24 protein-coding genes are annotated in these 21,721 nt (G+C 70.2%); 10 read left to right on the top strand and 14 right to left on the bottom strand.

The features are described 5' to 3' along the window. Nucleotides 1-42 precede the first annotated feature (42 nt). The 4 genes from ACFMRZ_RS22090 to ACFMRZ_RS22075 all read right to left on the bottom strand — a co-directional run bounded on the left by ACFMRZ_RS22090 (nucleotide 43) and on the right by ACFMRZ_RS22075 (nucleotide 3,191). Entirely contained in the window at nucleotides 43-762 is a 720-nt protein-coding gene (locus ACFMRZ_RS22090; RefSeq protein WP_400180578.1) for a TMEM165/GDT1 family protein, read from the bottom strand. A gap of 355 nt (nucleotides 763-1,117) precedes the next feature. Continuing rightward, entirely contained in the window at nucleotides 1,118-1,645 is a 528-nt protein-coding gene (locus ACFMRZ_RS22085; protein ID WP_280274904.1) for a peptidase, read from the bottom strand. 172 nt (nucleotides 1,646-1,817) lie between these two features. Then, a complete protein-coding gene (locus ACFMRZ_RS22080) occupies nucleotides 1,818-2,441 on the bottom strand; it encodes a superoxide dismutase (protein WP_280275482.1) in 624 nt (207 codons plus the stop codon). Nucleotides 2,442-2,579: 138 nt separating this feature from the next. Continuing rightward, nucleotides 2,580-3,191 (bottom strand): hypothetical protein, encoded by a 612-nt coding sequence (locus ACFMRZ_RS22075; protein WP_280275483.1) that lies wholly within the window; start codon nucleotides 3,189-3,191, stop codon nucleotides 2,580-2,582. A gap of 426 nt (nucleotides 3,192-3,617) precedes the next feature. Between ACFMRZ_RS22075 and ACFMRZ_RS22070 the strand changes: the two genes are divergently transcribed. The 4 genes from ACFMRZ_RS22070 (at nucleotide 3,618) to ACFMRZ_RS22055 (ending at nucleotide 6,790) form a co-directional block, all read left to right on the top strand. Then, on the top strand, nucleotides 3,618-3,962 hold the full coding sequence (locus ACFMRZ_RS22070) for a rhodanese-like domain-containing protein (protein ID WP_280275484.1): 345 nt from the start codon (nucleotides 3,618-3,620) through the stop codon (nucleotides 3,960-3,962). A gap of 33 nt (nucleotides 3,963-3,995) precedes the next feature. Continuing rightward, nucleotides 3,996-5,036 (top strand): DUF4328 domain-containing protein, encoded by a 1,041-nt coding sequence (locus tag ACFMRZ_RS22065; protein WP_400180577.1) that lies wholly within the window; start codon nucleotides 3,996-3,998, stop codon nucleotides 5,034-5,036. Beyond that, on the top strand, nucleotides 5,033-5,800 hold the full coding sequence (locus tag ACFMRZ_RS22060) for a glycerophosphodiester phosphodiesterase (RefSeq protein WP_280275486.1): 768 nt from the start codon (nucleotides 5,033-5,035) through the stop codon (nucleotides 5,798-5,800). Before ACFMRZ_RS22065 ends, ACFMRZ_RS22060 begins: the two co-directional genes overlap by 4 nt. 66 nt (nucleotides 5,801-5,866) lie before the next feature. Beyond that, nucleotides 5,867-6,790 (top strand): DUF5926 family protein, encoded by a 924-nt coding sequence (locus ACFMRZ_RS22055; RefSeq protein ID WP_400180576.1) that lies wholly within the window; start codon nucleotides 5,867-5,869, stop codon nucleotides 6,788-6,790. Between the two features lie 70 nt (nucleotides 6,791-6,860). Here ACFMRZ_RS22055 and ACFMRZ_RS22050 read toward each other — a convergent pair whose 3' ends face one another. The 5 genes from ACFMRZ_RS22050 to ACFMRZ_RS22030 all read right to left on the bottom strand — a co-directional run bounded on the left by ACFMRZ_RS22050 (nucleotide 6,861) and on the right by ACFMRZ_RS22030 (nucleotide 11,048). Continuing rightward, nucleotides 6,861-7,409 (bottom strand): ferritin, encoded by a 549-nt coding sequence (locus ACFMRZ_RS22050; RefSeq protein ID WP_280275497.1) that lies wholly within the window; start codon nucleotides 7,407-7,409, stop codon nucleotides 6,861-6,863. An 86-nt stretch (nucleotides 7,410-7,495) separates the two neighbouring features. Continuing rightward, nucleotides 7,496-8,056, bottom strand: coding sequence for a ferritin (locus ACFMRZ_RS22045; protein WP_400180575.1), 561 nt, complete (start codon nucleotides 8,054-8,056; stop codon nucleotides 7,496-7,498). A 10-nt stretch (nucleotides 8,057-8,066) separates the two neighbouring features. Then, entirely contained in the window at nucleotides 8,067-9,383 is a 1,317-nt protein-coding gene (locus ACFMRZ_RS22040) for an LCP family protein (RefSeq protein WP_400180574.1), read from the bottom strand. A 78-nt stretch (nucleotides 9,384-9,461) separates the two neighbouring features. Beyond that, nucleotides 9,462-10,256, bottom strand: a complete 795-nt coding sequence (locus tag ACFMRZ_RS22035; protein ID WP_400180573.1) for a CPBP family intramembrane glutamic endopeptidase — start codon at nucleotides 10,254-10,256, stop codon at nucleotides 9,462-9,464. A gap of 30 nt (nucleotides 10,257-10,286) precedes the next feature. Further along, nucleotides 10,287-11,048: a DUF2470 domain-containing protein gene (locus tag ACFMRZ_RS22030; protein WP_280275491.1), complete on the bottom strand. Its 762-nt coding sequence runs from the start codon at nucleotides 11,046-11,048 to the stop codon at nucleotides 10,287-10,289. Nucleotides 11,049-11,149: 101 nt separating this feature from the next. Between ACFMRZ_RS22030 and ACFMRZ_RS22025 the strand changes: the two genes are divergently transcribed. From ACFMRZ_RS22025 to ACFMRZ_RS22015, 3 genes are read left to right on the top strand one after another with little or no spacing between them, the layout of a single operon-like run. Then, nucleotides 11,150-11,569: a hypothetical protein gene (locus ACFMRZ_RS22025; RefSeq protein WP_400180572.1), complete on the top strand. Its 420-nt coding sequence runs from the start codon at nucleotides 11,150-11,152 to the stop codon at nucleotides 11,567-11,569. 49 nt (nucleotides 11,570-11,618) lie between these two features. Beyond that, entirely contained in the window at nucleotides 11,619-12,539 is a 921-nt protein-coding gene (gene pheA / locus ACFMRZ_RS22020; RefSeq protein WP_280368466.1) for a prephenate dehydratase, read from the top strand. Beyond that, nucleotides 12,536-13,264 carry a histidine phosphatase family protein gene (locus ACFMRZ_RS22015; RefSeq protein ID WP_400180571.1) on the top strand — a complete coding sequence of 243 codons (729 nt, stop codon included), beginning with the start codon at nucleotides 12,536-12,538 and terminating at the stop codon, nucleotides 13,262-13,264. Before pheA ends, ACFMRZ_RS22015 begins: the two co-directional genes overlap by 4 nt. Here ACFMRZ_RS22015 and ACFMRZ_RS22010 read toward each other — a convergent pair. From ACFMRZ_RS22010 to ACFMRZ_RS21990, 5 genes are all read right to left on the bottom strand, one after another. Continuing rightward, on the bottom strand, nucleotides 13,261-14,100 hold the full coding sequence (locus ACFMRZ_RS22010; protein WP_400180570.1) for an ESX secretion-associated protein EspG: 840 nt from the start codon (nucleotides 14,098-14,100) through the stop codon (nucleotides 13,261-13,263). The two genes, ACFMRZ_RS22015 and ACFMRZ_RS22010, sit on opposite strands and share 4 nt — an antisense overlap. Beyond that, nucleotides 14,097-15,302 (bottom strand): PPE domain-containing protein, encoded by a 1,206-nt coding sequence (locus ACFMRZ_RS22005; protein ID WP_400180569.1) that lies wholly within the window; start codon nucleotides 15,300-15,302, stop codon nucleotides 14,097-14,099. Before ACFMRZ_RS22005 ends, ACFMRZ_RS22010 begins: the two co-directional genes overlap by 4 nt. 57 nt (nucleotides 15,303-15,359) lie before the next feature. After that, entirely contained in the window at nucleotides 15,360-15,683 is a 324-nt protein-coding gene (locus tag ACFMRZ_RS22000; protein ID WP_400180568.1) for a PE domain-containing protein, read from the bottom strand. A gap of 168 nt (nucleotides 15,684-15,851) precedes the next feature. Continuing rightward, nucleotides 15,852-16,205, bottom strand: coding sequence for a metallopeptidase family protein (locus tag ACFMRZ_RS21995; RefSeq protein WP_280272307.1), 354 nt, complete (start codon nucleotides 16,203-16,205; stop codon nucleotides 15,852-15,854). A gap of 26 nt (nucleotides 16,206-16,231) precedes the next feature. Next, a complete protein-coding gene (locus ACFMRZ_RS21990; RefSeq protein WP_280272308.1) occupies nucleotides 16,232-17,371 on the bottom strand; it encodes a septum formation family protein in 1,140 nt (379 codons plus the stop codon). 100 nt (nucleotides 17,372-17,471) lie between these two features. Between ACFMRZ_RS21990 and serS the strand changes: the two genes are divergently transcribed. From serS to ACFMRZ_RS21975, 3 genes are all read left to right on the top strand, one after another. Continuing rightward, complete coding sequence (gene serS / locus ACFMRZ_RS21985; protein ID WP_280368452.1) at nucleotides 17,472-18,734, top strand: serine--tRNA ligase; 1,263 nt, start codon at nucleotides 17,472-17,474, stop codon at nucleotides 18,732-18,734. Nucleotides 18,735-18,946: 212 nt separating this feature from the next. Then, nucleotides 18,947-20,734 (top strand): putative bifunctional diguanylate cyclase/phosphodiesterase, encoded by a 1,788-nt coding sequence (locus tag ACFMRZ_RS21980; protein ID WP_400180567.1) that lies wholly within the window; start codon nucleotides 18,947-18,949, stop codon nucleotides 20,732-20,734. Between the two features lie 5 nt (nucleotides 20,735-20,739). Then, the gene (locus ACFMRZ_RS21975; RefSeq protein WP_400180566.1) at nucleotides 20,740-21,699 is read left to right on the top strand and encodes a DMT family transporter; all 960 of its coding nucleotides are present in this window, start codon (nucleotides 20,740-20,742) and stop codon (nucleotides 21,697-21,699) included. The last annotated feature ends 22 nt before the right edge of the window (nucleotides 21,700-21,721 follow it).

The following is a 21,721-nucleotide window of genomic DNA, read 5'->3' as shown; positions in this document are numbered from 1 at the left end:
CGCCCTCACCCGTCGCTGTCGAGCGGTGTGCTTACGGCGTGCTCATCGATGGGTGTCGAGATGGTCGGGTGTGCTCTCCGCAGCGGTGCGCGCGGTGGTCCGGGCGAGTCCCCACAGCACCGCACCGGCTACCGCGGGTGCGATCGCCGCGAGGGCCAGTTCGGGGGCCCGGCCCAGGTCCGGCGCCAGCGCGGACAGCAGGGTGGCGGTGCCGATGTAGAGGAACAGCAGGCCCGATCCGATCGCGATCAGTCGTTCGGGCAGATGCTTGCCGACGGTGATGCCGATCGCGATGGCGAGCGCTCCGGCGGCGACCATGCCGAGCACCGACCCGGTCCACACCGCGAGCCAGCTGTGGTTGGACGACAGCGCGACGGTGGCGAACATGGTCCGGTCGCCGAGTTCGGCGAGCAGGAAGGCCGAGACCACGACGAAGAAGGCCCGTCCCGGTGGTTGCGCCGCGGTCTCGGGCGCCACCTCCGACTCGTCGCCGGCGGTGTGGGCCTCGCGCAGCGTCCACAGGCCGACGGCCAGCAGGATGACACCGGTGCAGATCGCGATCAGCTCGGTGGGCAGCGCGGCGCCGAGGAAATGCCCGACGCCGGTGGCGATCAGGTTCACCGCGACGCTCGCGACGGCGATGCCGGACAGCACGATCCACCACCGGTAGCGCAGGGCGAAGGTCAGCGCCATCAGCTGCGATTTGTCGCCGAGTTCGGCGACGAACAGCACGCCGAAGCTCAGCAATATCGTGGCGATCATGAAACGGCTCCCAGGTCTCCGGCCTGCCGGCCGAAGACGGAGCGCGCCCTCAGCCGACAACGCATCCGAATGCTCGGTTGGTCTTGTCGTCGGCCGAAGGTCTCGCCCACCGGCACGGAGCCGGTTCACGTGCCCGGACCCGACGCGATATCCGCCGCGGGTCAGTATGTCGATCACGTGATTCGGGGCTACTCCCCTTCGCTGTCCAGAAGCCTACCCTGAGTTACCGGGGCGCGCCAACATCCTTTCGTCGAAATCGCAATGCGCGCAATAAGTTTGGCGATCCACGCCGAACTTTTCGGGTACCCGTCCCCGGTCGGCAGGGGACCCGTCCGGGGGCGGCAGCCGACCCGATTCAGGCGGCGAGCAGCATGGCCAGCACGGCGGTGTCGGGGTCGCTGTTCGGGTCGACGCCGACTCGGCTCACCATGGTGGTGACCGTGCCGTCGAGTTCCGTCTCCACCCACGCGGCGCGATGTTCCAGACCCAGATGCGGGACGCCGGGCAGCAGTACGCAACCCGAAGCCGCCGCCGCGCACTCCGGCAGGGACGGCCTGGTCTCCGACGGCGGGTGCAGCATGATCAGCGCGGGCGGCGCGTGCTCGGCGAATCGGCCGGGCTCGACGGCCTCGTCGCCCAGCACCGGACCCTCGGCCAGCACCAGGCCGACGGTGCCCGGATCCGGGTCGTCGGGCAGATCCTCGCGGGCGCCGAAGACCGTCGAGGTGGACAGCAGGCCGGGCAGGCTGGCGACCCGCACGGCGAGCACGAGCAGCTGTGCCCACTCCTTGGTGGTGTCGGGCCAGCGGCCGCCGATGAGAAAACCCCGTAGCAGGCCCTGCGCCTGGAAGGGCGTGACCAGTACCTGATCGTTACTGCGCATGGATGCCTCCCGGGGTGCTCACCGAGCCTGTTCATTGCTTGGTGAGTACCCGAGAATGACGCAAACAATGTCTGGCACACAAGTACCAGAGAGTGCCAAATGCCTGGTAACAGGCCTGAAACACGAAGCGGGCCCGCGAACCGTCCGGTTCGCGGGCCCGCTCGCGCGGGGATCAGCCGAAGATGAGGCCCTTGCCCTGCGCGACGGCCTTGGCGAAGCGCTCCTGCACGTCGGCCCAGTTGACGACGTTCCAGAAGGCCTTCACGTAGTCGGCCTTGACGTTCTTGTACTGCAGGTAGAAGGCGTGCTCCCACATGTCGACCTGCAGCAGCGGGATGATGCCCAGCGGCACGTTGGCCTGCTGGTCGTACAGCTGGAACGTCAGCAGCTTCTGGCCGAGGGTGTCGTAACCCAGCACCGCCCAGCCGGAGCCCTGCAGGCCGTTGGCGGCGGCGGTGAACTGCGCGCGGAACTTGTCGAACGAACCGAACTGGTCGTCGATGGCGGCGGCCAGTTCCCCGACCGGCTTGTCGCCGCCGTTGGGGGAGAGGTTCTTCCACCAGATCGAGTGGTTGACGTGCCCACCCAGGTGGAAGGCCAGGTTCTTCTCGTGCAGGAAGATCGCGCCGTGATCCTCGGCTTCGCGGGCGGCTTCCAGCTTCTCCAGCGCGGTGTTCACACCGGCAACGTAGGTCGCGTGGTGCTTGGAGTGGTGCAGCTCGTTGATCTGCCCGGAGATGTGCGGCTCCAGGGCGCCGTAGTCGTAATCCAGATCTGGCAGCGTGTACTCAGCCACGATGTCCCTTCCTCATGATGTCGGGCCGTGTGCGCTCGTAAGGTCTCGAGCGCACCCAACCATCATTCGTACACCCGCTCCGTTGCAACCGGGTTCCATGCCCCCGGATTCCAATTGCGCCGTGCGAGTGCGGCGTCGCTACATCGGCGGTGCGACATTCGGCAGCATGGTGCGGGGGTCGCAGGCGTCGTGCGCCTTCCACCAGCGCTGCCCGCCCGCGACGAAATCGGCGGCGGTCAGCGGACGGCCGTCGGCGGTCTCGACCACCAGGCCCTCGAACCACACCCGGACGTCGAGTTCGCGCGGATCGATGCCCTCCTGCTGGGAGAATTCCAGGACGTGCCCGGCCGGGCGGTCGCTGACCGTGGTGTCGAAGCTGAGCAACTCGCGCCACAGCGACCAGCCGCTGTCGTCGACATCGATGAAATCCCAGCCGTGCAGGGCGCCACCGCCGAAAGCGGCGATGGCCTCGCCGAGGGTGTCCAGGGTGAGCGGAAAGATCTTGGGCTCCAGATCGTCCCACTCCTGTTTGCGCAGCGACGCGGCGACGCGGCTGACACCGGTCAGGGTCAGGAACACCCGTCGGTCCGTGGCCGGCTGGCCGTCGAGCGGCAGCGTCAGCACCTCCAGCTCGAGTCGCAACCGGGCGGCCGCGACGTCGACCGCGGCGCCGAGGCAGGTGGCCTCGGCCAGTGCGGTGTTCAGTCCGGTCGCGTCCAATTCGTCGAGTAACCCCCTGCTCGCGTCCATGGCACAAGGCTACCGACCGGCCCGCTCGCAGCCCGGGATTTCGGTTTTCTCGCCGGTGTTGTCGTTTTTTCGAATCGATGGGAACCGGACGGCCGGACACTCCGTCCAAGTAGTTGTCGGTATCCCGCCGCGGAGCTCGAATATGTACTCGACCTGCGGCGTGGTCCCGCCTCGGCGGCGGGTGACCGCTCCGGGATGAGGAGGGGAGTCTCGGATCGGTCACCCGCGTGTTCGTATCGGGCGGGGTTTCCCGGCGGTCGCTCGGCAGGCTTCCCTCAACCTGTGGATCAGGTTGTGGATTATGTGGATAACTGGGAGCGCGAGAGGCTACGCCGGACCGGAACAGACCGCGCGTTCGGTACGGCCTCCGGTGGGAAGGACCATGGAACTCCGCGTCTGTCGGGCGGTCGTGGCAGGATCGAGACCGTGACGAGCCCCGAAGTCCCGTCGGTGCCGGTCGATGAGGTACCCGCCGAGCCCGGCAGTGCGGCCATCCTGCTCGACGTCCGCGAGGACGACGAGTGGCAACTCGGGCATGCGCCCGGCGCCGTGCACATTCCGATGGCCGATGTGCCCGCCCGGGTGGACGAGCTGGACTACGACTCCGAGATCTACGTCGTCTGCCGGCAGGGCGGCCGGTCGATCCAGGTGGTGCAGTATCTGACCCACGTCGGGTTCGACGCGTTCCACGTCGTCGGCGGCATGGTGGCCTGGCAGCGGTCCGGCCGCCCGTTGGCGACCGAGGGCGGCGACGAGGCGAAGATCTACTGAGGTGGCTCTACTGATGTGTCCGAGGAGAGGGGGATGCGCCCGGTGAGTACCGTCGTGCAGCCCTGTGCCCGCTGCGGCGCGCGGTGGGCCGTGCAGGGCAGGCCGAACCACTGGTGCCCGCGCTGTCGCGGCGTGCTGCTGTCCCCGGCGCCGGTCGACGCACCCGCCGAGCGCCGCAACTATCGCTGGGTGGCGCGGCCGCCGGGCCGTCAGCCCCGCGACGGCCGCCCGGCTCGCCCCGCCCGGCCCACTACTCCGGCGACTCCGCGCTACCGCGAGACACCGCGCTGGGGGCTGCGCGACGAACCGCCCCGCCCGGCTCCGGCCGCGGGCGGCAGGCTCGCCGCCTTCATCGAACGCCGCGATCGCCTGCTGATCACGACGGCCGTCGTGTTCGGTCTCGCCGCGATGGCCGAGTTCGTCCGCTATCTGATCCTGCTGCACAACCGCACCCGGCTGATCCATCCGGCGGCGCTGCTGCTGTCCGACCTCGCGGTCTACGTGACGGCCTGCCTCGCGCTGCTGTTCGCGCTGGCGGCCGCGATCGGGTCGATCGGCTGGCTGGTGCACGCGCGCCGATCCGCGTACGCCGGGGTCGGGCGGCGCGACCCGCGATCGCCGCGAATCCTGTGGGGCGGCAGCCTGATTCCCGTGGTCAACCTGGTGTTGCCGGGCGTCTTCCTGACCGAACTGGCCCGCCTGCGGGGCGACGATCCCCGGCTCCCGCGCGCGGTCCGGATCTGGTGGTGCGTATGGGTGCTCAACGGTCTGCTGGTGGCGGGCGCGCTGCTCTGGCGCACCGCGGACTCGCTGCAGGGCCAGGCCGACGGTGTGGCGTTCACCGCGTGGACCGATCTGGCGGCCGCCGCGGTCGCCGTGCTCTCGCTGTGGCTGGTGCGTCTGCTCGAGGGTTGTGACCTGCGCGGTCGCGTCCGGCTGCCGAAGCGCTGGGTGGCGTCGGTGGGTCCGGTCGTGCCGGTCATCGAGCCGGTGCACCCGGCCGCGGAATCCGCTGAGCGCGCGCCGGATCCGGTGGTCGGAGACAATGAGCACGAGGAGGTCATGGCCAAGTGAGCCGAGACAGTCGCGCGCCCTTCGTGGTGGCGCACCGCGGTGCCTCGGGTACGCGTCCCGAGCACACCCTGGCGGCCTATGAACTCGCGCTGCAGGAGGGTGCCGACGGTGTGGAATGCGATGTGCGGCTGACCCGCGACGGGCATCTGGTGTGCGTGCACGACCGCACGGTGGACCGGACCTCCTCGGGCACCGGTCTGGTCAGCGAGATGAGCCTGGACGAATTGCGGGAGCTGGACTTCGGCGCGGGCGGCGCCGAGGCCGGTGTGCTCACCCTCGGCGAGCTGATCTCGCTGGTTCTGGATTGGCGCAGCCGTCCCACCAAGCTGTTCATCGAGACCAAGCACCCGGTCCGCTACGGCGCGCTGGTGGAGGCGAAGGTGCTGGCCGAGTTGCAGCGCTTCGGCATCGCGACGCCCGCCTCGGCGGATCATTCACGCGCCGTGGTGATGTCGTTCGCGGCCACCGCCGTGTGGCGGATCCGGCGTTCCGCGCCGCTGCTGCCCACCGTCTTGCTGGGCGAGTCGTCGCGGTATCTCGGCGGCAGCGCCGCGACCACGGTGGGCGCCACCGCGGTCGGGCCCTCGGTGCGGACCCTGCGCGACCATCCCGAACTGGTCGACAAGGCCGCCGCCGCCGGGCGCGCCACCTACTGCTGGACCGTCGACGACCCCGCCGACGTCAAGCTGTGCGCCGAACTCGGCGTCAGCTGGATCGCCACCAACCACCCGGGCCGCACCAAGGCCGTGCTCGCCACAGTGTGAGCGGCCGCGCCCGAACGGGCGTGCCCCTGCCGGTGGACGCGCTCCGACACGGTAGGTTCACCGTTCGTGGGTAAGAGCAAGCGCAACAGTCCCAAGCCCGGCGGTAACCGGGCCCAGCGTCTGGCCGAGCGCCGCGCGGCGCAGGAGCAGGCGGCGCAGGTCCCGACGCGCCCGTTCGCCGGCCTCGCGGCCGAATGCGATCTCGTCGCGCTACGGGAGTTCGTGCCGTCGGCGACCGCGACGCTGAAGCTGTCCCCGGACGTATCGGCGGAGCGGCCCGTTACCCTCGCCACCGTGCTGCCCGGCGCGGTCGCCGCGCTGGTGCGCGCCGGTGACGAGCCGACCGGTTTCGTCGCGGCCCAGGTGCAGTTCCAGTCCGACGACCCGGCCGCCGACCTGGCCGCCGCGGTGTTGTGGACGCAGAGTGCCGAGCCCGGCGCGTCGCTGCCGGCCGCCGCCGAATCCGAGACCTCGGCCCCGGCGCTGACCGAGGTGCTGGATCCGGGTGCGAGCCTGGATCTGACCGTGCACCAGAATTTCGACTGGTGGGTGCCCGCGGGCGTGACGCCCGATCCGCAGGTCGCGGCGACCATCGAGCAGGCGAACCAGGCGATCATGCCGTCGGACCGGCTGGAATTGGGCGCCGACGCGGTCGGCGCGGCCTGGTGGGTCGACGCCGGCGAGAAGGCGCATCTGCGCTGGGTCCGCCCCGAGGACGAGGACGCGCTGATGCTCGCGCTGGCCCGGGTACACGCGGCCGGTGGTCTGCAGCTGGGCGAGGGTTCGCGGTTCGCGGGATCGTTCCGTACCCACGGATTGCTCGTCCCGGTATTCGATCTGGACCCGGAGCGGCACGCGAACGAATGGGTCGCCCCGGCCGCAGAATTCGGTGCGCGGCTGGCGCAGGCCCTCGCCTCCGACACGCCGCTGACATCGGACGAGCGGCGTTCCCGCGACGGACTGCGGTCGCGTCAAGTCACCTTGCGATAGCGCACCACAGCGAAAAGCTCGGCCCCGCAGCGGTTTGCGGGGCCGAGCGTCGCTCACCCGGTGGCTTGAGTCAGACGGAGCCGCCCGCCACGTGCGGTGCGCCCGACGCGTCGCTCGGGCTGCTCATCTCCCGGGCGACGAAATTCTCCAGATCGAACAGGTTGGCACCGGCGCGGTCGGTCACGGTCAGCAGCGTCGTCATCCGCGCGACCTCCTCGACCTGCTCCTTGAGGAACCACTGCATGAACTGCTCGCCCAGGTAGTCGCCCTCTTCGCGGGCGGTGCCGGCCAACTGCACGACCTGCTCGGTGACCGTCTTCTCCTGCTGCAGCGCCAGTTCGATCGGCTCGCGCACGTTCTCGAATTTCGACTTCGCGCCGTCGACACCGGACAGTTCGATGCTCATGTCCCGATCGAGGAAGTACTGCGCGATCATCAACGCGTGATTGCGTTCCTCGACGGCCTGCTTGTAGAAGTACTTCGCCAATACGGGAAGGTCGGCATTGTCGAACCACACGGCGATTGCGATGTACTGGTGCTCGGCATTGAATTCGTGCCGAATCTGATCGTGCAGCAGGTTGTGGAACTTGCTGCGAGGGGGCTCGGGGTGAGTGGACATGAGCACGACATTAATGCTGGTCATCGTGCTTGTCATCCAAGTACACCCTTATTGAGCCCGACCTAATTGAGGCAAGTATTGCCTAATCAATTACGGCTCGTGCCCGCCATTTTCGGCGCCGCCGGATCGGGTTTCGCGGAAATTCGCAGCTCGCGCACGACGAACTCCTCGACATCGAACATGTTGCCCTGTGCGCGATCACACACCGCGAGCAGCGTCGTGATCCGGGCGACCTCGTCCAGTTGATCCTGGAGGAACCACCGGATGAATTGCTCGCCCACGTAATCGCCGGTCTCCCACGCGGTGCGGGTCAGCACATTCACCCGGGCGGTGAGCCACTCTTCCCGCCGGACCATGAATTCGATCGCCGCCCGCGCGGATTCGAACTCCGGCACGATCTCGTCCAGGCCCCCGACGCGGACCGGATGATCGCGGTCCAGCAGATATTGGATCATCCGCATCGCGTGCGCGTGTTTGTCCTCGGCGCCGCGATAGCAGACGCCCGCCAGCCGGGGGAGCCGCTGCGTGTCCAGATAAACCGCGGCGGCCAGATACTGCCGCGCCGCGGTGAATTCGTGCCGGATCTGATCCTGCAGCAAATCCGGGAACGGCCGTTCGTCGTCCGGGGTGTGACCGTCACTCGGCATGCGCCCGAGGTTACCGGGTGAGCAGATCCTCGGGGACCGGCTTGTCCGCGGCCAACGCGTCGAAGAACCGGCCCGCTCGCTCCTTGTCCCACAGCAGCACATTGCCGCTGCCGGACACGTCGTCGAAGCCCCCGATCGGGACGGTCGTCGACACCGTGCCGGAGCGCAGCGCCCAGCCCAGCCGGGCCAGATCCCAGAGATGGTCGCCGTCGTCGACCCGCAGCGAGTCGGCCAGGCCGCGGGCCAGCGGCCACAGCCGCAACGGGTTGATCAGGGTGCCGGTGCTGGTCGCCTTGTGCAGCAGCGCCGACAGGAACAGCTGCTGGTTCTGCATGCGGTCCAGGTCGGCGCGCGGGGTGGCGCGGGTGCGCACGAAGCCGAGCGCCTCCGGACCGGACAGGTGCTGGCAGCCCGCCGGCAGGTCGATCCCGGCCAGCGGGTCGTCGATGGCGTAGGGCAGGCACATGTCGATGCCGCCGACCGCGTCCACCATGCCCGCGAAGCCGCCGAAGCCGATCTCGGCGAAATGGTCGATGTGCAGGCCGGTCACGGTCTCGACGGTCTGCGCGAGCAGCTTCGGGCCGCCCGCGGAGAAGGCCGCGTTCAGCTTGTCCCGGCCGATGCCGGGGATCGGCACGTAGGAGTCGCGGGGCAGGCTGACGATCGTCGCGGCGCCGGATTTCGGGACGTGCACCAGGATGATCGTGTCGCTGCGGTCGCCGCCGGCGTCGGAGGTGCTGCCGGTGGACAGCGCGCTCTCCTGGTCGGCGGTGAGGCCCAGGCGACTGTCCGAGCCGGTCAGCAGCCAGTTCGTGCCGGGGGTGTCGCCGACGCGGTCGGAATAGTCGGCGAGCACGTCGATGCGGTGCAGCGAGCTGTCCAGATAGAGGATGCCCGCGATCGGGGCGATGACGATGATCAGCAGCAGCACCAGCAGCCAGCGGCCCCAATGCCGTTTGCGGCGCACCCGCGGTTCGCGGGGCGGGCGATCCCGGCGCCGGGCCGGGGCGGCCGGAGGCGGCGGCGGGGGAGGTTCGCGATACGGCTCCGGTCGTTGCGTGGGCGCGTGTGCGGGCACGTCGGGCCGCCGCCCGCCGGGACGGTAGCGCGGGGGCGGCGGGTTGCCGCCGGGCGGCGCCTGTGACCAGGCCAGCGGCTGGTCCGGCCGGCCGTCGCGGCGCAGCACCTGAGTGGGTTCGATCGGTGGTCGCCGAGGCGGTTCGCCGCCGGGGCGCCGCCGGTCTCCCGGGGGCGGTCCGGGGCGTCCGGGGCCTGGCGGCGGCACCCGGCGCGACCGCGCGTATTGCTGGGGGTCGTCGCCGTTCATCATCGAGATGCTACTGATCCGCCGCGCCCGCGGGTTCATCTCGAGTCGATGACGATTCTCACGGTGCGTGTCGAGCGGTCACGGCAGCCACGAAACATGGTCGTGCAGAAGCGCGTAACCGATATAGGCGACGGTGTCGATGGTGGCGTGCGCGAGCACCAGCGGCCACAACCGGTTCGCGCGCTGCCAGTATTTGCCGAAAACCAGGCCCATCACGAGATTTCCGAGGCCGCCGCCGAGCCCCTGGTACAGGTGGTAGCTGCCACGCAGGAGCGCCGACGCCGCCAGCGATCGATTCTCCGTCCAGCCCAGCCTCCGCAGCCGCGTGATGAGATAGGCCACCACCAGCACCTCCTCGGCCACCGCGTTCGCCACGGCCGACAGCACCAGCACCGGCAGCCGCCACCAGTGTTCGCCCAGCGAACTCGGCACGATGGTCACGCTCATCCCCAGCGCGTGCGCGATCAGATAGAGCCCCAGTCCCGGCAGCCCGATGATCGCCGCCAGCACCAGGCCCGGAACCACGTCCCCCCGCAAGCGAATTCGCGCCAGCCCGAGCAAGCGCGGACCGATTCCGCTGCGCCACAACAGATACAGGCCGAGCGCGCCCCAGCCCAGCAGGCGCAGCACGCCGAGCAGCTGGAACAGCAGATCGATGGTCGACTGCGCCGCCCGCGACGGATTGAGCGCCACCGTCTGCCCGCCGACGCCGCCGGGGGCCAGCGCGCTCTCGAGCAGCGACAGCGCGGCGTTCGCGCCGCTGAGCCCGAACGTGACCACCAGGACGATCGCGATCTCGATCCGGAGGGCCGTGCGTTCCCGGCCGGTCGCGGGTTCGCGCCGAGCGGGTACGGAATCAGCGGAGGACACCATGCCCGCCAATGTAGGTGGGCGCGAGCGCGCCTATATGCGGCGCATGCCGTTCAGGAACGGGCAGCCCGCGAGGATCCGGACGGCCCGGCTCAGCGCCTGCACGTCGTCGGCCGGGGCCTCGAAAGGCAGTCGCACGTCGTGGTCGCCGTCCGTGCTCTCCACGCGCAGCGTGACGCCGTACCGATCGATCGCCAGCGGGTGCACCGCGCCGCCCCGCAACCGGACCGGCAGGTGCCGGGCGAGTTGCGCGACGACGTCGGCGTGGTCCGCGTCCATGTGTTGCAGCCAAGCCGATTCCAGCTCCCAGAACGGGTCGGGCCGGGCCGAACGCAGCTCGTCCAGGCAGGCGGCGGCGGCACCGCTGGAATCGGCCACCACCGCCGAATCGACCACCACGCGCAGCAGCGTGGTGGTGTGCCCGACGTCCAGCAGGGCCGGATGCGGGTGGTCCTTGGCCACCTCGCCAGCCAGGGCGCGCTGGGCGTACTGCGGCACCGCGCGGACCCGGCCGCGCAGCCACACCAGCGACCGCACCGGCTCGCGCAGCGGCAGCGGGGCCATATCGGTCAGTTCCAGTACGGCGGGCGAGCCGAGTGGGCCCCACGCCGCGGGCACCGCGGACGAGTCGATGGGCACGGCGATGACGGCGTCGCCGCAGGCACGCAGGTGGTGCACGGTCGTCGGAACCGGGTCGGCGCCGGGCAGGGCGAGTACCGCCTGTTCGGCGTGTGCGCTGGCACTGCGCACCCGTTCGGCCGTGGACGGTGCGGCGGTCGTGGTCGTGCGGGGCATGCTGTCCTCCCAGATGTCCGAACCCGGCGCTATATTAGGTAAACCTAAGCTAAGTGACTGCGGAAGGTTGTGCAAGCGTTGCGATCGCTACGGTGGAAACTGTGCCGCACGAATCGAGTTCCGCCGCCGAGCCGGTTTTGGTGCCTCTGACCGTTCCCGGCGCCGCGAGAGCGAGCCTGGTGGACGGTCTCGTCCGCGCCACCGCCGCGGTGCCGGAGGCTCCGCTACTCGACGGCAACGCTCCCGACGAGCAGGTGGCCGCGTTCCTGGTCGGCGCGGCTCACACCGAGATCGGCTTCGTGGCCCGCACCTCGTCGGCCGAGCGGGCCCTCGCGATCGTCGCGGCCACCGCCGCCGCGCTGTGCGGCGAGGACATCCGAGCAGCTCTGCGCGAACCGGATATCGGTTTCCTGCGCGGGTTGAAACCGCCGGCCGTGCGGGCGTTGCGCGAGGTGCTGCTGGCGGTCGAGTCGGACGCTCCGGACGACGTGGAGCGGGGCCTCGGCGTCCTGGCCACCTGACTTCCCACAAAATCCGAGCGTGTCCCCGACGCCCAGTAATGTCGTATCCGTGCCGCGTATCGCGTATTTCGGGCCGTCGGGAACATTCACCGAGATGGCCCTCGCCCAGTTCGAGTCCGCGAACCTGTTCGACGGACCGGTCGAGCGCGTCCCCGCGCCCAGTCAGGGTGCCGCGCTGGAACTGATCCGGTCCGGCGCGGTCGAGGGCGCGGTGGTGCCGATCGAGAGTTCGGTCGAGGGTTCGATCTCGGCGACGCTGGACGCGCTGGCCGTCGGCCCGCGGCTGCAGATCGTGGCCGAGACCGAACTGGACGTGGCCTTCACGATCGTCGCCCGCGACGGCATCGCCCTGGACGAGGTCCGCACGATCGCCGCGTATCCGGTGGCCGCCGCACAGGTGCGGATATGGCTCGCGGAGCATCTGCCGGCCGCCCGCCTGTACACCTCGGCCTCCAATGCCGCCGCCGCGGAGGATGTCGTGAACGGTCACGCCGAGGCGGCCGTCTCCACCACGCTGGCCGGGGAGCGCCTGGGCCTGGCGGTGCTGGCCGCCGGGGTGGCCGACCACGACCAGGCGGTGACCAGGTTCGCCCTCGTGACGCCCCCGTGCCCGGCGCCGCCGCGCACGGGCGCCGACCGGACCTCGCTGGTGGTGCTGGAGCTGGTCAACGAGCCAGGTGCGCTGATGCGGGTGTTCGCCGAATTCGCCACCCGCGGAGTCGATCTGACCCGCATCGAATCCCGGCCCACCCGCACCGGAATGGGCAGCTACCGCTTCTACCTCGACTGTGTCGGCCATATCGACGACACCGCCGTCGCGGAGGCGCTCAAGGCGCTGCATCGCACGGCCGGCCGGATCCGCTACCTGGGTTCGTGGCCCGCCAACTCGCCGAGCGGCACCCCGCCGCCGCCCGACGAATCGGCGACGGCCTGGCTGGAGGACTTGCGAAAGGGGGCAGCGGACCTGTGACGGCCACCGCGGACACCGGCGAACCGAACCGAGCCGGCAAGCTGATTCTGGTGCGGCACGGCGAGACCGAGGGCAATGTCGCGAAAGTACTCGATACCCGGGTGCCGGGGCTGCCGCTGACCGAACGCGGTGTGGCGCAGGCGAAGTCGTTCGGCGCGAGCCTGCCGGTGCCGCCGCGCCGGTTGTTCAGCTCGCCGGCGCTGCGCGCCCGCCAGACCGCCGGTCACATCGAATCGGTGACGGGGGTGCCGGCGGAGGTGCTCGACGGCGTGTACGAGGTGCAGGTCGGTGACCTCGAGGGCGCGAATTCCGATGCGGCGCATCGGCTTTTCCAGGAGGTGTACCACCGCTGGCACCACGGCGAGCTGGAGGTGCGGCTCCCCGGCGGAGAGACCGGCCAGGAGGTACTGGACCGGTACCTGCTCGTGCTGGAACACCTGCGCCTGACCTATCTGACGCCCGGTGACCTGCGCGAGGAAGGTGACATCCTGCTCGTGAGTCACGGCGCCGCAATGCGTTTGGCCGGACGGGTGCTCGGGAACGTGGCACCGCCGTTCGCGACGAACAATCACCTCGACAACACCGAGACGATCGAACTGGTCCCGAACTACGCGTCCGGCGGCGACGGAGATCCCTTCTCGGGCTGGGAATGTGTGCGGTGGGGCCGCTACACCCCGCCGTTCGAAACGGATATCGAACCGACCGCCGACGATCCGATGGGTTAGGTGCCGAGCGGCGAGGTGCTGCCGTGCGGGAAGTCCGCGCGCAGCGGCATCGAATCGATCAAGTCCTGCACGGCGATTCGCAACCGGGCCGAGGTGCCGGAACTCAGCGACGACCACTTCACGTCGTCTTCGGACATGCTGGCGGTCGCGATGAAGCGGCCGTGCCGGGTGTTGAAGACCGAGATGTGGTTGGGCGTGAAATCGCGGGTGCCGTCGCCGTAGATGACGCCGATGATCTCCGCGGCGGACTCGATGTCCACCAGGGCGGCCGCCAGCGTGGGCGCGTCCTGGTCGGGCTTGCCGATCTTCGCGAGGCGCTCCGCCGTGGCGGCGCTGTCGCCGGTGTCGCCGAGGATCGGGGCGAGTTCCTCGGTCGGCGCGTTCATGCCGTACAGCTCGAGCGGGACCGCCGGGCCCAGCGCGGCGATGACCGTGCCCGGCAGGTCGGGGCCCGCCTCGTCGATGACGTAGGTGTTCTGCCCGCGCAGGGCGACGACCTCGAGATCGTCACCCTTCGCGATGCACAGCCGGTTCACGGTGTCGGCAACGATCCAGCGCATCTCCAGCGCCCAGTGTGGCCGGTTCAGCGCGCCCATGCGCTCCGCGAGTTCGGGGAGCACCTCCTCGCCGAGCAGCAGTTCGCGCTCGGCGAGCGACCGGGCCGCGGCGGTCATGGCCTCGGCGTAGGTGACCTCGTTGTCGTAGTACCGATTGGCGGCCAGTACGACCGGGATATCGGCGAGTTCCAGCTGCTGCTGGAGAAACCGGAACTCGTCGAACGACAGCACGACCGCGTCCAATGTGGACGGTCCGTGCCCAGCCCCGAGCACCGTCACCTAGCGCTCTCCGCGGCGGAATCGGCTCCGATGACCCCGGGCGCGATGAGGCCGCCCTGGCCGAAGTGATCCCCCCGCAGATAATCGTTGCCCTTGTCCGCCGACTCGTCCTCGTCGTCGGATGCCTGGTGGCCGAGCAGCGGATTGCCGCCGACGCCCGTCGAGCGTCCCGCCGCGGGCGTGCCCAGCTGACCCGGAGTCACCGGCTCGGCGGTCGCCGCGCCCGCCGCGCCACCGGCCGAACCGCCGCCGATGGCGCCGCTCGAACCCCAGCCCTCGGGCAGCTTGAGCGAGCCGGCGTTATTGCCGATACCGACGCTGGAGCCACCGGTCAGCGACACCGTGCGCGTGGCCGCCGCGGCGCCGCCGGCCACACCGGCCGCGCCCATCGACGACATCATCGGAGTCGCGAAACTCGGGACGCCGGAACCGGCGTGCACGGCCGAGGTGATCGCGGTGCCCGCGACGTTGCCCGCGGTGCTCACGCCGCTGACGGCCATGGACGCCGCCGACTGCGCGGCCTGCGTGGCGGCGCTCACCACGGCCGGGTTGCTCGCGGCGGCCTGCGCCGCGGCGATGGTGGCCTGTAGCGGGTCGCTCGGGGAGGCCTGCAGCGTCGCGCCCTGGGCGGCCTGCCCGCCCTCGACGGCCGACCCGGCGCCCGGGACGATCGGGGGCGGCTGCAGGAACTCGCCCGGCGCCGTCACGATCGCCGTCGTCGCGGCCTCGTAGGTCTCCATCACCAGCGCGGCGCGGGTGTCCATCGCAAAGCGGGCGGCCTCCGCCGCGGCGAAGCTGCCGGTCGCGATCCCGGGCGGGGTGTGCGCGGCGACCACGGCGGCGTTGGTGGCCGTGATCTCCGGCGGGCTCGGCATCGCCAGCGCCGCGACCGCGTAGGCCGTCGCGTTGCCGGCCGCCTTGGCGCCCATCGTGGCGGCCATGGCGGTCTGCTGACCGGCCCAGCCGAGGAAGCCCGTCAGCTTGCCCAGCGCGGCGAGACCGCCGAGGCCCTCCATGCCGACGCCGAGTTCCGCCATCGTGCGGGCGACGGTGACGCCGGCCTCGGCCCAGACGGCGGACAGCGCGCCCCATGCCGTGCCGGCGGCGGAGATCGGAATGGCGTGCGCGCCGCCGTGCAGTGTGGCGCAATTGATTTCGGCCGGGCGAGCTTCCCAGATAGCCCCGGTAATCCCTGCAACCATGGTCGTTACTCCCCTGTGTATGGCTCGAGATCGCTGTGGTGGTAGTGGAATCCGGAGCTAGGCTTGGATGGCGGCGCCGACGGCGGCGACGCTGGCGGCCTGGACGGTGTCGTCGGCCAGGAAGCTGGCGCATTGCATGCGCAGCGTGTGTGCGGCGTGGTGCAGTTCGAGTGCCCCCTGGGCGACCGCGCCGTCGTGAGTTGCCGCGGCGTGGTTGAAGTGTCCCGCGGCGAGCAGGGAGACCTCTTCACAGCCGGAAGGAAGCACATGGGTCGCCGGGCCGCTGAGCGTGGACGCCGCGACGAGGCGTTCGGCGAGCAGATCGAGTTCTGCCGCGGCTGCGAGCATCAGTTCGGGTGAGATGAGTACGTGGCCAACCATGACTCGAACTCCTTCTAGTGGCGGCTGTGCGACAGTCGGGCCGGCATCCGCCTGCCCTTCGGTGGAACCACGAGAATTCCCCCTACGAGTTGATTGGACGCGACGGCCCGCGCTGCGGTTCCCTCTAGTCCAAAGTTTATTCGGCCTGACCCGCTTCGCGGGTCAAGACTAGCCCCATCCCAGCTCATGCAGGCGGTCTTCGTCAATGCCGAAGTAGTGGGCAATCTCATGAATGACGGTGACGGCGACCTCCTCGACCACCTCCGCCGCGCTACCGCAAACATCGAGCAGCGCCTCGCGGTAGATGGTGACGGTGTCGGGCAGGGCGCCGCCGTACTGGCTGTCGACGCGTTCGGTCAGGGCGATGCCGTGGTAAAGGCCGAGCAGCCCTGGGTCTTCCGGGTTGCGCGGTTCGATCAGCACCACGACGTTGTCGATGGCGCGGGCCAGCTCGGGCGGGATCAGATCGAGCGCCTCGCCGACCAGTTCCTCGAACCGCTCGTCGGACATCGAGACCGGCATATCAGTGCTTCCCCACGGAGATTCGCCTACCGGGGCGGAGCGGGCGCGGGGGCGGCGCCGGGCAGCGGCGTCGGTGTGGAGCGGCCGTCGGTGGGCGGCGGTACCGGGGCCTGGCCGTCGATCAGGACGTCGCCGCGGGCGGTGCCGGTGATGGTCGAGAAGCCGTCCTGAGAACCCTTGCCCACCAGGCAGTTCAGCTTGTGACTGCCGACCAGCCAGCTGCGGGTGTCGAGGTTGTCCCAGAAGATGGTGAGGGTCTTGTTGATCAGCGCGTCCTGCCCGCCGAGATAGTCGCCGGCGGCGTGGGCGCACTCGTCCTGCATGTACTTGTCCTGGTCGGCGTTGTTCGGCGGTCCGCCGCTGAAGTGCGCGCCCAGGTCCACCACCGACATCACCTCGTAGGCATGCGGTTTGGCGCAGTCGACCGGTTCGTTGGTGGGCAGGCTCTGGTTGATGCCGATGCAGGTGCCGGACTCGAAGGTGCGGGACTGGTCGCTGTCGCGGATCTTGCCGACGGCCTGCTGGGTGGCGTTGCCGGTGGCGCTGACCAGTTGTAGCCCGCAGCGGATGGTGCGATCGCCGTTGCGCCAGCCCGGTTCTCCCGGATTGATCATCCCGACGACGAACCGGCCGCGCGGATCGAGCCGCCCGCCCAGATAGGCGGCCGCGGCGGGCGCGCAGTGCTCGTCGCGCAGCTCGGCGAAGCGCAGCGAGTCGGGGAAGCGGGAGCCGGGGCCGAATTCGCGGCCGGGGTACCGGCTCAGGTCGATGTCGGCGGTGACCTCGAACAGATGCTTGTCGCCGCAGTTGACCTTGTTCAGGTCCAGCGTCTTGGCGTTGGTCCAGGACAGGCAGTCGCCCGGGTGCGCGCTGCCGAACGCGCTGCCGGCCCGCCCGCCGAGTTGCGGGGAGGCCGGGTTGTGCGCCTCCAGCCCGTGCGAACTGCGGAAGCCGGAGATGAACAGCGTCACCAGCGCGGCCACCACCGCGCCCACCGCCACCGCCAGCAGGCCCCAGCGCAGTTTGTGCGCGGGCAGATGCATCCGGCCGACCGCGGCGAGCGCGGGCGAGCGTCGCTTCGGCGCCCGCCGCCGGCCGGAGTGACCGGGGGTGGCGGCCGGTTCGGCTTCGGGTTCGGGCGCGTGGGGCGCATCATCGGTGGACATCGCGCTCCATCATGACAGCGCCCGTTCGGCCTCGCCACGACCCTCCCGCGGGCGGGTCCCGTGGTGCCGCGCCCCGTGCCAGGTTCTAGGCTGGCTACCCATGATCGACCTCCGATTCCTGCGCGAAGATCCGGATGCGGTGCGCGCCTCCCAGCGGGCTCGCGGCGAGGATCCGGCGCTGGTGGATGCTCTGCTCGAGGCCGACGCCGCCCGCCGCGCCGCGGTCGCGACCGCCGACAATCTGCGCGCCGAGCACAAGGCGATGGGCAAGAAGGTCGGCAAGGCCGCCGCCGACGAGCGGCCCGCGCTGCTCGCGTACGCGCAGGAGCTGGCCGCCAAGGTGAAGGAGGCCGAAGCCGCCGAGCACGCCGCCGACGCCGAGCTGGACGCCGCCCAGCGCGCCCTGTCGAACGTCGTGCAGGACGGCGCGCCGGCCGGTGGCGAGGACGACTACGTCCTGCTCGAAACGGTCGGCACGCCAACCGAATTCGACTTCGACGTCAAGGATCATCTCGAGCTGGGTGAGGCGCTCGGCGTGATCGATATGGAGCGCGGCGCGAAGGTCTCGGGCTCGCGGTTCTACTTCCTCACCGGCTACGGCGCGCTGCTGCAGCTGGGCCTGTTGCAGCTGGCGGCGCAGCGGGCGGTGGCCAACGGCTTCACCATGATGATCCCGCCGGTGCTGGTGCGCCCGGAGATCATGGCGGGCACCGGATTCCTGGGTCAGCACGCCGCGGAGATCTATCACCTCGAGGAGGACGACCTGTACCTGGTCGGCACCTCGGAGGTGCCGCTGGCGGGCTACCACTCCGGCGAGATCCTCGACCTCGGCGCCGGTCCCAAGCGCTACGCGGGCTGGTCGTCGTGTTTCCGGCGCGAGGCCGGCAGCTACGGCAAGGACACCCGCGGCATCATCCGGGTGCACCAGTTCGACAAGGTCGAGATGTTCGTCTACTGCAAGCCGGAGGACGCCGACGCCGAGCACCGGCGGCTGCTGGGCTGGGAGCGCGACATGCTGGCCGCCATCGAGGTGCCCTACCGGGTGATCGATGTGGCCGCCGGCGATCTGGGCAGCTCGGCGGCGCGCAAATTCGACTGCGAGGCATGGGTACCGAGCCAGCGCGCCTATCGCGAGCTGACGTCGACCTCGAACTGCACCACCTTCCAGGCCCGCCGATTGTCGGTGCGCTACCGCGACGACAAGGGCAAGCCGCAGATCGCGGCCACCCTGAACGGGACCCTGGCGACCACCCGCTGGATCGTCGCGCTGCTGGAAAACCATCAGCAAGCCGACGGATCGGTGCGGGTACCGGCGGCGCTGGTGCCGTTCGTCGGCCGCGAAATTCTGGAACCATTGCGTTAACCAAGAATTCGCGGGAACGGGCTTACTGCCGCACGTGCGGCGGCACGTGCGTTGCGAACACGTGAATCGGCGACTTTGCCGGTCGATTCCTGCGGATGTGACTACTGCATGGGACAACTGTGTCTAGGCTAGGCAGCGTGCGAGGAATCGGGTCTCGCGGCGATACCCGCACGCGGGTGCGGACGGCATCGGCGCTTGCGACGGCAATGGTGATGGCTCGGACCACCGGAGCGTTCTACGTGATGGGTGGGGTGCTGGGCCTGCTCATCACTGTCATCGCACCGGGTGACGAGGGGAATCGGCCACTGGTCGGCATCGCGGCGGCGATCGCGCTGGTGCTCGGGGTCAGTCTGCTCATCTGGGGTCCGCGGCTGCCGCATTCGATCCACCACGCCTATGTCGCGATGGCCACGGTGCTGGTCACCGTTGCGGTGCACTGGTTCCCGAATACGGTCGGCGGTATCAGCCTGGCCGCGTTCTATGTCTTCGTCGCCTGCGATGCCGCGATCTTCTTCGCCTGGCAGTGGGTTGCCGCGCATGTGCTGTTCGCCGTCGTGCTGTGTCTGTGGGCGGTGCCCTCGCGCGGCCTGCCGTGGTGGTCGGGAATGATCCCGGCGGGTGTGACCGTGGGCGCGGGCATCGTGGTCGGAATCCTGACCCGGATGGCGTCCGACGCCGACATCGACGTGCTCACCGGGCTGCTCAACCGCCGCGGGTTCGACCGCGCCCTCAACGCCGCCATCGCGCACGCCACCCGCAGCGGGCAGGGCCTGGCGCTGGTGCTGGTGGACCTGGACCGGTTCCAGAAGATCAACGACCATCTCGGCCACCGCGCCGGTGACGCCGTGCTGCAACGGGTCTCCGACACCTGGCAGAAGCTGCTTCAGCCGGATCAGCGGCTGGCCCGCTACGGCGGCGACGCCTTCGCGCTGCTGCTGCCCAACACCACCGAGCAGGCCGCGATCCTGCTCACCGAGCAGCTGCGCGCGGCCGTGACCACGGGATGTTCGGCGGGTGTCACCTCCTGGCAGCCGGGCGAATCAGGATCGCTGCTGGTCAGCCGCGCCGATGTCGGTCTGTACCGGGCCAAGCAGGCCGGGCGCAACCGCACGGTGCTGGAGTCGTCGCGGCAGCTGCCGCTGGCGGTCGAGCTGCGCGAGGCCATCGACAAGGGTGCGCTGGACGTGCACTACCAGCCGATCGTCAGCCTGACCGAGGGCGGCGGCAAGGCCGTAGGGGTGGAAGCGCTGCTGCGCTGGTCGTCGAATGCCCAGCCGGATGTCACCACCGAGGGGCTGATCCGGGTCGCCGAGGAATACGACCTGATCTCCGACCTGGACGAGCTGGTGCTGCGGCGCGCCTGCTCCGACGCCGCCCGCCTGCAGGAGACCTTCGCCCAGCTCGACCTGACCCTGAACGTCAATGTCAGCGGGCTGGAACTGGCCGAAACCGATTACGCCGACCGGGTTTCCGGCATCCTGACCGATACCGGCTGGCCCGCCGACCAGCTCGTCCTGGAGGTCACCGAGAGCGAGCTGGCCGCCGAATCCCAGACCGCCATCGCCAATCTGCACACCCTGCGCGAGCGCGGCGTGCGGATCGCGATCGACGATTTCGGCACCGGGTACTCCTCGCTGAGCCGCCTGGCGACCATTCCGAGCGACATCCTGAAGGTCGATCAGTCCTTCGTCGCCGCCATCCGCTCCGATACGCCCGCCCCGCCGCTGCTGGGAGTCATTGCGGCGCTGAGCAAGTCGCTGGATCTGCAGGTGATCGCCGAGGGTGTGGAGACGGAGTACCAGGCGGCCGTGCTCACCGAGCTGGGCTTCGCGCTCGCCCAGGGCTACCACTACAGCGATTCGCACCCGGTGTCCGAACTGATCGACGACCTGAACGAACGGCGCGGCCTGGTCGGCGCCGGCGCGGATCGCGAATTCTCCACCAACGGGTGGGTTCCGGTCGACAATCCGTACGACACCGGGACCCTCGGCCAGAACTGAGCCGGGTGCGCAGGGAATGGGGGATCGCGGCCGGACTGTGCATCGGTGCGGGGGTGGCGGTACAGGGTCGGTTGAACGGGGCGCTCGGGGAGCAGTTGCGCGATGGGGTGGCCGCGGCGGTGATCAGCTTCGGTTCCGGGCTGCTCGCGCTGGGCGTGGTGTTCGCGGCGAGCGGCCGATTGCGGGCGGGGGTGGGGCGGGTGTGGCGGGCCGTCGCCGAGGGCGGCCTGCGGTGGTGGCAGTTGCTGGGCGGGGTGTGCGGGGCGTTCTTCGTTGCGTGCCAAGGGCTTACGGTGGCGGCGATCGGGGTGGCGGCGTTCACGGTGGCGACGGTGGCCGGGCAGTTGGTGAGCAGCCTGGTGGTGGATCGGCTGGGGCTCGGCCCGAGCGGGCGGACGCCGGTGACCGCGCCGCGCGCCGCCGGGGCGATGCTGGCCTTGGCGGCGGTGTCCGTGGCGGCCGTCGGTGGCTCCGGTGCCGAGCATCCGGCGTCGGCCGCCGGTGACCTGCTGCGGAACGTGCCTCCGGTCGCGTTGATCGGGCTGCCCGCGCTGTCCGGTATCGGGCTGGCCTGGCAGCAGGCGATGAACGGGCGGATCGGCGTGGTGGGCGGTCCCTACTCGGCGACGCTGGTCAACTTCGCCACCGGTGTGGTGGCGTTGGTCGCGGTCGAATCGCTCGTGCTGGCCCGGACCGGATGGCCGGACCGATTCCCGACGACGCCGTGGCTGTATCTCGGCGGCGTCATCGGTGTCGTGTTTATCGCGCTCGCGGCCTTGGCGGTGCGCTGGATCGGGGTGCTGCTGCTCGGCCTCACCTCGGTGGCCGGGCAACTTCTCGCGGCCGTCGTCCTGGATCTCGCGCTGCCCACCGGTTCCGGACTGTCCGCCGCGACCCTCGTGGGCAGCGCACTCACCCTCCTCGCGGTCGGCGTCGCGGCGCGTCGTCCCACCACGGGAGCATGATGTCCGGAGACCGACGACAGGA

Origin of the sequence: Nocardia sp. N2S4-5, assembly GCF_044628355.1 — a bacterium.
Lineage (GTDB): Bacteria > Actinomycetota > Actinomycetes > Mycobacteriales > Mycobacteriaceae > Nocardia > Nocardia wallacei_B.
This window is presented reverse-complemented; position numbering and strand designations above follow the sequence as displayed.

Coding starts and splice junctions, on each gene's coding strand:
- ACFMRZ_RS22090 (WP_400180578.1), bottom strand. CDS start 762: ATGATCGCCACGATATTGCTGAGCTTCGGCGTGCTGTTCGTCGCCGAA.
- ACFMRZ_RS22085 (WP_280274904.1), bottom strand. CDS start 1,645: ATGCGCAGTAACGATCAGGTACTGGTCACGCCCTTCCAGGCGCAGGGC.
- ACFMRZ_RS22075 (WP_280275483.1), bottom strand. CDS start 3,191: ATGGACGCGAGCAGGGGGTTACTCGACGAATTGGACGCGACCGGACTG.
- ACFMRZ_RS22065 (WP_400180577.1), top strand. CDS start 3,996: ATGCGCCCGGTGAGTACCGTCGTGCAGCCCTGTGCCCGCTGCGGCGCG.
- ACFMRZ_RS22050 (WP_280275497.1), bottom strand. CDS start 7,409: ATGTCCACTCACCCCGAGCCCCCTCGCAGCAAGTTCCACAACCTGCTG.
- ACFMRZ_RS22045 (WP_400180575.1), bottom strand. CDS start 8,056: ATGCCGAGTGACGGTCACACCCCGGACGACGAACGGCCGTTCCCGGAT.
- ACFMRZ_RS22040 (WP_400180574.1), bottom strand. CDS start 9,383: ATGAACGGCGACGACCCCCAGCAATACGCGCGGTCGCGCCGGGTGCCG.
- ACFMRZ_RS22035 (WP_400180573.1), bottom strand. CDS start 10,256: ATGGTGTCCTCCGCTGATTCCGTACCCGCTCGGCGCGAACCCGCGACC.
- ACFMRZ_RS22030 (WP_280275491.1), bottom strand. CDS start 11,048: ATGCCCCGCACGACCACGACCGCCGCACCGTCCACGGCCGAACGGGTG.
- ACFMRZ_RS22005 (WP_400180569.1), bottom strand. CDS start 15,302: ATGGTTGCAGGGATTACCGGGGCTATCTGGGAAGCTCGCCCGGCCGAA.
- ACFMRZ_RS22000 (WP_400180568.1), bottom strand. CDS start 15,683: ATGGTTGGCCACGTACTCATCTCACCCGAACTGATGCTCGCAGCCGCG.
- ACFMRZ_RS21995 (WP_280272307.1), bottom strand. CDS start 16,205: ATGCCGGTCTCGATGTCCGACGAGCGGTTCGAGGAACTGGTCGGCGAG.
- ACFMRZ_RS21990 (WP_280272308.1), bottom strand. CDS start 17,371: ATGTCCACCGATGATGCGCCCCACGCGCCCGAACCCGAAGCCGAACCG.
- serS (WP_280368452.1), top strand. CDS start 17,472: ATGATCGACCTCCGATTCCTGCGCGAAGATCCGGATGCGGTGCGCGCC.
- ACFMRZ_RS21980 (WP_400180567.1), top strand. CDS start 18,947: ATGGCTCGGACCACCGGAGCGTTCTACGTGATGGGTGGGGTGCTGGGC.